The organism is Candidatus Streptomyces philanthi (genome assembly GCF_059553635.1).
In genome coordinates this window covers 1-6,697 of the sequence record NZ_JCANQV010000299.1, presented here as the reverse complement: position 1 = coordinate 6,697, position 6,697 = coordinate 1, and the positions used below count along the sequence as shown (strand labels likewise).

The 6,697-nt window shown below is 71.2% G+C and carries 5 protein-coding genes; 2 read left to right on the top strand and 3 right to left on the bottom strand.

The features are described from left to right. Positions 1 to 465, top strand: a 465-nt coding sequence (locus AC51EU_RS25140) for a bifunctional DNA primase/polymerase (protein WP_496269352.1), incomplete at its 5' end; no start/stop codon positions are given. Positions 466 to 589: 124 nt separating this feature from the next. Here the strand turns inward: AC51EU_RS25140 and ftsY are convergent. Beyond that, positions 590 to 1,828 carry a signal recognition particle-docking protein FtsY gene (ftsY, locus tag AC51EU_RS25135; protein WP_496269351.1) on the bottom strand — a complete coding sequence of 413 codons (1,239 nt, stop codon included), beginning with the start codon at positions 1,826 to 1,828 and terminating at the stop codon, positions 590 to 592. Between the two features lie 380 nt (positions 1,829 to 2,208). Between ftsY and AC51EU_RS25130 the strand changes: the two genes are divergently transcribed. Continuing rightward, entirely contained in the window at positions 2,209 to 3,678 is a 1,470-nt protein-coding gene (locus AC51EU_RS25130; RefSeq protein WP_496269350.1) for a purine-cytosine permease family protein, read from the top strand. Positions 3,679 to 4,080: 402 nt separating this feature from the next. Here the strand turns inward: AC51EU_RS25130 and AC51EU_RS25125 are convergent, their stop codons facing one another. Together AC51EU_RS25125 and AC51EU_RS25120 are read right to left on the bottom strand one after the other, a co-directional pair. Then, on the bottom strand, positions 4,081 to 5,499 hold the full coding sequence (locus tag AC51EU_RS25125) for a sugar porter family MFS transporter (protein ID WP_496269349.1): 1,419 nt from the start codon (positions 5,497 to 5,499) through the stop codon (positions 4,081 to 4,083). Positions 5,500 to 5,706: 207 nt separating this feature from the next. Further along, on the bottom strand, positions 5,707 to 6,697 hold a 991-nt coding region (locus AC51EU_RS25120), incomplete at its 5' end, for an AAA family ATPase (RefSeq protein WP_496269348.1).

The window sequence follows — 6,697 nt, the reverse complement described above, 5'->3', positions numbered from 1 at the left end:
CTGCCCTTCGGGCGCGAACTCCCGGCCGGAGCACCACTGGAGCGGGCCGCGGCGGCGTGGGCGCGGACGCCGGGCGCCGCGGTGCTCCTCCCGGTGGGCCGGTCGTTCGACGTCCTGGAGGTCCCCGAGGCTGCGGGCCGTGACGCGACGGCGCGGCTGGAGCGGATGGGGCTGCCGCTGGGCCCGGTGGTGGTGACGCCGACGGGGCGGGCGCAGTTCTTCGTGGCGCCGGGTGCGGCCGAGGCGCTGCCGGACCTGCTCTACCGGACGGGCTGGGACGACGCCGGGCTGGATCTGCGCTGCCTGGGCCGCGGGGACCATGTCACCGCTCCCCCGTCCGACCTCGCGGGCCTCGGCCCGGTGCGCTGGCTGCGCCCGCCCGCCCTGGAGTCCGCGGGCCGTCCGCCGCAGGCGCGGCTGCTGCTGGGCACCCTCGCGTACGCCTGTCACCGCACCCGTCGCTGAGCGCGGCAAACCGTTTCGCCGGGCGCCCGCCCGGTACGCCACCGGCCCCCGGTGCCCGTCTCGTACGGGTGCCGGGGGCCGGTGGCCGTCGTGCGCCGGGCGCGGGGACACCGGCGCCCGCGGGTCAGTCGTTGATGAGCGCGTCCACGAACGCCTCGGGCTCGAACGGCGCCAGGTCGTCCGCGCCCTCGCCCAGGCCGACCAGCTTGACCGGGACGCCCAGTTCCCGCTGGACGGCGATGATGATGCCGCCCTTGGCGGTGCCGTCGAGCTTGGTGAGCACCACACCGGTGATGTCGACGACCTCGGCGAAGACCCGGGCCTGGACGAGACCGTTCTGGCCGGTGGTGGCGTCCAGGACGAGCAGCACCTCGCCGACCGGGCCGTGCTTCTCGACGACCCGCTTGACCTTGCCCAGCTCGTCCATGAGGCCGGTCTTGGTGTGCAGCCGGCCGGCGGTGTCGATGAGGACGACGTCGGCGGACTCGGCGATGCCCTCCTTGACGGCGTCGAACGCGATGGAGGCGGGGTCGCCGCCCTCGGGGCCGCGGACGGTGCGGGCGCCGACCCGTTCGCCCCAGGTCTGGAGCTGGTCGGCGGCGGCGGCGCGGAAGGTGTCGGCCGCGCCGAGCACCACGGACTTCCCGTCGGCGACCAGGACACGGGCGAGCTTGCCGGTGGTGGTGGTCTTGCCGGTGCCGTTGACGCCGACGACCATGACGACGCCGGGGACCTCCCCGCCGCCGTTGCCGACCCCGCCGTCGGTGTGGACGGAGCGGTCCACGTCGGTGCCGATGAGGGTGAGCAGTTCCTCGCGCAGCAGCTGGCGCAGGTCCTCGGGGGTGCGGGTGCCGAGGACCTTGACGCGCTCGCGCAGCCGCTCGACCAGTTCCTGGGTGGGGGCGACGCCGACGTCGGCGGTGAGGAGGGTGTCCTCGATCTCCTCCCAGGTGTCCTCGTCGAGGTGCTCGCGGGAGAGCAGGGTGAGCAGGCCCTTGCCGAGAGTGTTCTGCGAGCGGGCGAGGCGGGCGCGCAGCCGGACGAGCCGGCCGGCCGTCGGCTCGGGAACCTCGACCTCGGGGGCGGCGGGCGCCTCCGGCTCCGCGGGTGCCTCGGGGGCGGGGGCCTCCTCGGCGGGGGCCGGCAGGCCGACCTCTTCGATGGTGCGGCGTTCTTCGTCGCGTGGAGTTTCGGCTTCCTCACCGACCTGCGGTTCCGCAGGAGGCGCGGTGACGGACGGCGTGGTCGGGGCGGCCGGCGGGGGCGGCGGCAGCTGCTTCTTCTTGCGGCCGCTGACGACGAGCCCGCTGATCGCGCCGAGTACGACCACGGCGATGACTACAGCAAGGATGACGGTTTCCATAACCCTCCCAGTATCGGCCACGCCCCGCCGCCCGGAGCGGCACGCGCCGAAGCGGGGGCGGCGGCGTCCCGGCGCGGCGGCGGGGGCGCCTGGTGAGGGGCCTTTCCCTCGGGGAAATCGGCGGTGATTGGCCGGAAGTGGGCACCCGCAACGGTCGGCGCGGGACGTTCCGGACGCTTCGACAACACGAAACCGGCCGTATCCTCGTCAAGGGGTCCAAGGGTGCTTTCGTGCGGAAGTTGGATCAAAGTACGATGGTGGACGGCTGCGCAACGCGCGTAGAGTCCTCGGCACACCCCTTTCGGCCGGGCATCACCGCCGCTGCCTGCACCTCCAACCGGGGGTGCCTCCCGCATCCCCCGCACGGAGACACCTGCACAATGGACACCACGTCCGCCCCCGAAACCGACGGCGCCGTCGAAACCCGAGGCATCGAACCCGTCCCCGACGGCGAACGCCACGGACGCGTCCGTGAACTCTTCCCCACCTGGGTCGCCGCCAACATCAGTGTGCTGCTGCTCACCATGGGCGCCTCCCTCGTGGTCAACAACACACTGAACTTCTGGCAGGTCCTGCTGGTGGCCGTCATAGCCTCGGTCGTCGCGTTCGGGATGGTCGGTGTGCTGTCGGTGTCCGGGAAGTGGGGCGGGGCGCCCGGCGCGATGCTCTCCCGGGCGGCGTTCGGCGTCCGCGGCAACTACTTCCCCGGCGCGATCCTGTGGGTGGCCCGCTTCGGCTGGGAGACGATCAACGCGGTCAGCGGTGCCTACGCGGTGCTGACCGTGCTGAACCTCCTCTTCGGCGTCAAGAGCAACAACGTCCTGATCGTCGTCACCCTGCTCGCGTTCGTCGCCGTGACGTTCCTGGTGAGCGGGATGGGCCGCAAGGCGCTGAACCTCTGCAACCGCTGGTCGACGTACCTCTTCGGCCTGTTCAGCATCCTGGTGCTGATCTACCTGGTCGCCACGGTGGACTGGCACGCGGTCTTCGCGAAGGAGCCGGGTACCACCGCGATGGTGATCGCGGGCATCGGCACCATCGCGGCCGGCGGCATCAGCTGGGTGCCCACCGGCCCCGACTTCGCGCGCTACCTGCCGCACGCGGCGTCCGGCCGCAGGATCGTCGGCGCGACCGTCTCCGGCGCGGCCCTGGTGCTGGTGCCGATGGTGCTGATGGGCGGTGTGATGGCCGTCTCCGAGCCGACGCTGGCCCAGGGCAACACCGACCCGATGTCCTTCCTCGGCGGGGTGCTCCCGGGCTGGCTCGCGGTCCCGTACCTGATCACCGCGCTGGTCGGCATGGTGCTGATCAACAGCCTGTCGATGTACTCCGCGGGCTTCACCGCCCAGACCATGGGCGTCAAGCTGCCGCGCGCCCTCGCGGTCAGCATCAACGCCGTCATCAGCCTGGTGGGCGGCCTGTTCATGATGCTGGTGGCCAAGGACTTCATCGGCCAGTTCATCACCTTCCTGACCCTGCTCGCGGTCTCCTTCTCCGCCTGGATCGGCGTCTACGCCGTCGACATGGCCCGGCGCCGCCGGATGGCCGTCCGCTACGACCCCGACGGCCTGATGGACACGAGCCGTACCAGCCGCTACTGGTACACCGGCGGGTTCTGCTGGCAGGCGATGACGGCCTGGGCCGCCGCCCTGGTCGCGGGCCTGTGCTTCACCAAGGTGCAGTGGTTCACCGGCCCGCTGGCCACCACCTGGATCGGCGAGAACGGCCTGGGCTGGGCGGCGACGATCCTGCTGGCCGCCGTCCTCTTCGCGGTGCTGCCCGCCCCGAAGGAGACCCCGGCGGACGCCTCGGACACCAACGGCGCCCCGGAGCCCGCCACGACCTCCTGAGCCCCACCACGGCGCGTCCGCGCCGTATGACGACGAAGCCCGGCGGTTGTTACCGCCGGGCTTCGTCGTGTCCGGGGGCTCCGGAGGTTCTGGGGCAGGGGTTCCGGGACGCGTTGGCGTCGTCGTACGGGACCGCTCCGGGTGCGCGGATTCACGTCGTACGCGTGCGCGGGCCCGCGTCGTACGGGACCGCCCCGGGCGTACGGGCCCGCGTACAGAAGCCGAAGCCGGGCGCGCCCCAGCCGGAGACCCGGCAGCGGGCCACTCCCCGCCTCCCCGCAGTCCCAGCCCCGCCCTCCTGCGCCCGCCACCCAGCACCCCGCCCCCACACAAAGCGCTGCCCCCGCCCGTACGTACGGACAGGGGCAGCGCTCGGAACCGAGGAGGCGGGCCGGCGGGGGTTTAGCCCATCTCCTCCAACGCCTTGCCCTTGGTCTCCTTCACGAACTTGAGCACGAAGGGGATCGAGAGCAGGGCGAAGATCATGTAGATCACGTAGGTGCCGGAGAGGTTCCAGTCCGCCAGGCTCGGGAAGCTGGCGGTGATGGCCCAGTTGGCGATCCACTGCGCGGAGGCGGCGACGCCCAGCGCGGCGGCGCGGATGCGGTTGGGGAACATCTCGCCGAGGAAGACCCAGACCACGACGCCCCAGGAGAGGGCGAAGAAGAGGACGAAGCCATGGGCGGCGATCAGCGCCACGGTGCCCTCCATGGCGGGCAGGGTGCCGGCGGCGGTCTTGGCGGAGAAGGCCCAGGCTTCGAGGGCGAGGGCGAGGGCCATACCGGCGGAGCCGATCAGGGCGAGGGGGCGGCGGCCGATCCGGTCCACGAAGATCATCGCGATCACGGTGCCGACGATGTTGATGATCGAGGTGGTGAAGCTGTAGAGGAACGAACTGCTGGGGTCGACGCCCACGGACTGCCACAGCGTCGACGAGTAGTAGAACGCGACGTTGATGCCGACCAGTTGCTGGAAGACCGACAGGCCGATGCCGATCCAGACGATCGGGAGGAAGCCGGCGCGGCCGCCGAGCAGGTCCTTGAAGGTCGACCGGTGCTCGCGCCGCATCGCGTCCTGGATCTCGGTGACCCGCGCGTCGAGGTCGACGGAGGAGCCCTCGACGTCCCGCAGGACCTCCTTGGCCCGCTCGGTCCTGCCGACCGAGATCAGGAAGCGCGGCGACTCGGGGATGGCGAAGGAGAGCAGACCGTAGAGCACGGCCGGGACGACCATGACGCCGAGCATCCACTGCCATGCCTCGATGCCGGCGAGGTTGCCGCGCTGGTCGCCGCCGGCGAGGTTGAGGATGCCCCAGTTGACGAGCTGGGAGACGGCGATGCCGACGACGATGGCGGCCTGCTGGAAGGAGCCGAGCCGGCCGCGGTAGGCGGGCGGGGAGACCTCGGCGATGTAGGCCGGGCCGATGACCGAGGCCATACCGATCGCGAAGCCGCCGACGATCCGCCAGAAGGCCAGGTCCCAGAGGGCGAACGGCAGGGCGGAGCCGATGGCGCTGACGGTGAACAGCAGGGCGGCGATCTGCATCACGCGGATGCGGCCTATCCGGTCGGCGATCCGGCCGGCGGTCGCGGCGCCGATGGCGCAGCCGATCAGCGCGACGGCGATCACCTGTGCCAGGACGGCCGAGCCGACGTCGTAGCGGTGGCGGATCGCCTCGACGGCGCCGTTGATGACGGAGCTGTCGTAGCCGAAGAGGAAGCCGCCCATCGCGGCCGCCGCGGTGATGAAGATGACATGGCCGAGGTGGTCCGGATGGGCCTTGCGGCCCTCCGGGACGGTCGGCGGCGCGGTGCTGGTCACGTGTACTCCAGTGGCCCGGCAACGCTGCCGGGCGTAGGGGGCTGGCCCTTCCAGTGGCGCACAGCTGAAGGGCACCCACCACTTGAAGGTAAAAGCAACGTTGCAGAGACTATGCGTTTAAGTTTCTAAGTCAATAGGTCGGAAGAACGGAAACCGACCGATGGGACCGGTGAAGATCGTTCAAGTAGTGAACAGGACGCGTTGACCTCAGCGAAGGCGCTGGCTGATGACCTTCGACACACCGTCGCCCTGCATCGAGACGCCGTAGAGGGCGTCCGCGACCTCCATCGTCCGCTTCTGATGCGTGATCACGATCAGCTGGGAACTCTCCTGGAGCTCCTCCATGATCCCGATGAGGCGCTGAAGGTTGGTGTCGTCCAGCGCGGCCTCGACCTCGTCCATCACATAGAACGGACTCGGCCGCGCCTTGAAGATCGACACCAGCAGGGCCACCGCCGTCAGCGATCGCTCACCGCCCGACAGCAGCGACAGCCGCTTGACCTTCTTGCCGGGCGGACGCGCCTCCACGTCCACCCCGGTGGCGAGCATGTCGTCCGGGTCGGTCAGCACCAGCCGCCCCTCGCCCCCCGGGAACAGCCGCGAGAAGACGCCCTCGAACTCCCGCGCCGTGTCCTGGAACGCCTCCGTGAAGACCTGCCGGACCCGCTCGTCGACATCCTTGACCACCTGGAGCAGATCGGACCGGGTCTTCTTGAGGTCGTCGAGCTGCTCCCCGAGGAACTTGTGCCGCTCCTCCAGCGCCGCGAACTCCTCCAGCGCCAGCGGGTTCACCTTCCCGAGCTGCTGGTACGCCCGTTCCGCCGCCCGCAGCCGCTTCTCCTGCTCGGCGCGGACGAACGGCACCGGCTCCCCCTCGGCCTCCCCGCCTTCCACGGGCGGCGACGGCGGCACCGGTTGGTCGGGGCCGTACTCGGCGACCAGCGCGGCGGGCTCCACCCCCAGCTCCTCCAGCGCCTTGCCCTCCAACTGCTCGATCCGCATCCGCTTCTCGGCACCCAGCACCTCGCCGCGGTGCACCGAGTCCGTCAGCTTGTCCAGCTCGTCCTTGAGCTCCCGGGCCCGGCCCCGCTCGGCCGCCAGCGTCCGCTCGCACTCCTCCTTGGCCCGCTCGGCCGCCGCCCGCTCCTCCTCGGTCCGTACGACCGACACCTCGACATGGGCCAGCAGCTGACGGCCG

Excerpts from the sequence above, each read along its gene's own strand:
- ftsY (WP_496269351.1), bottom strand. The coding sequence starts at position 1,828 with ATGGAAACCGTCATCCTTGCTGTAGTCATCGCCGTGGTCGTACTCGGC.
- AC51EU_RS25130 (WP_496269350.1), top strand. The coding sequence starts at position 2,209 with ATGGACACCACGTCCGCCCCCGAAACCGACGGCGCCGTCGAAACCCGA.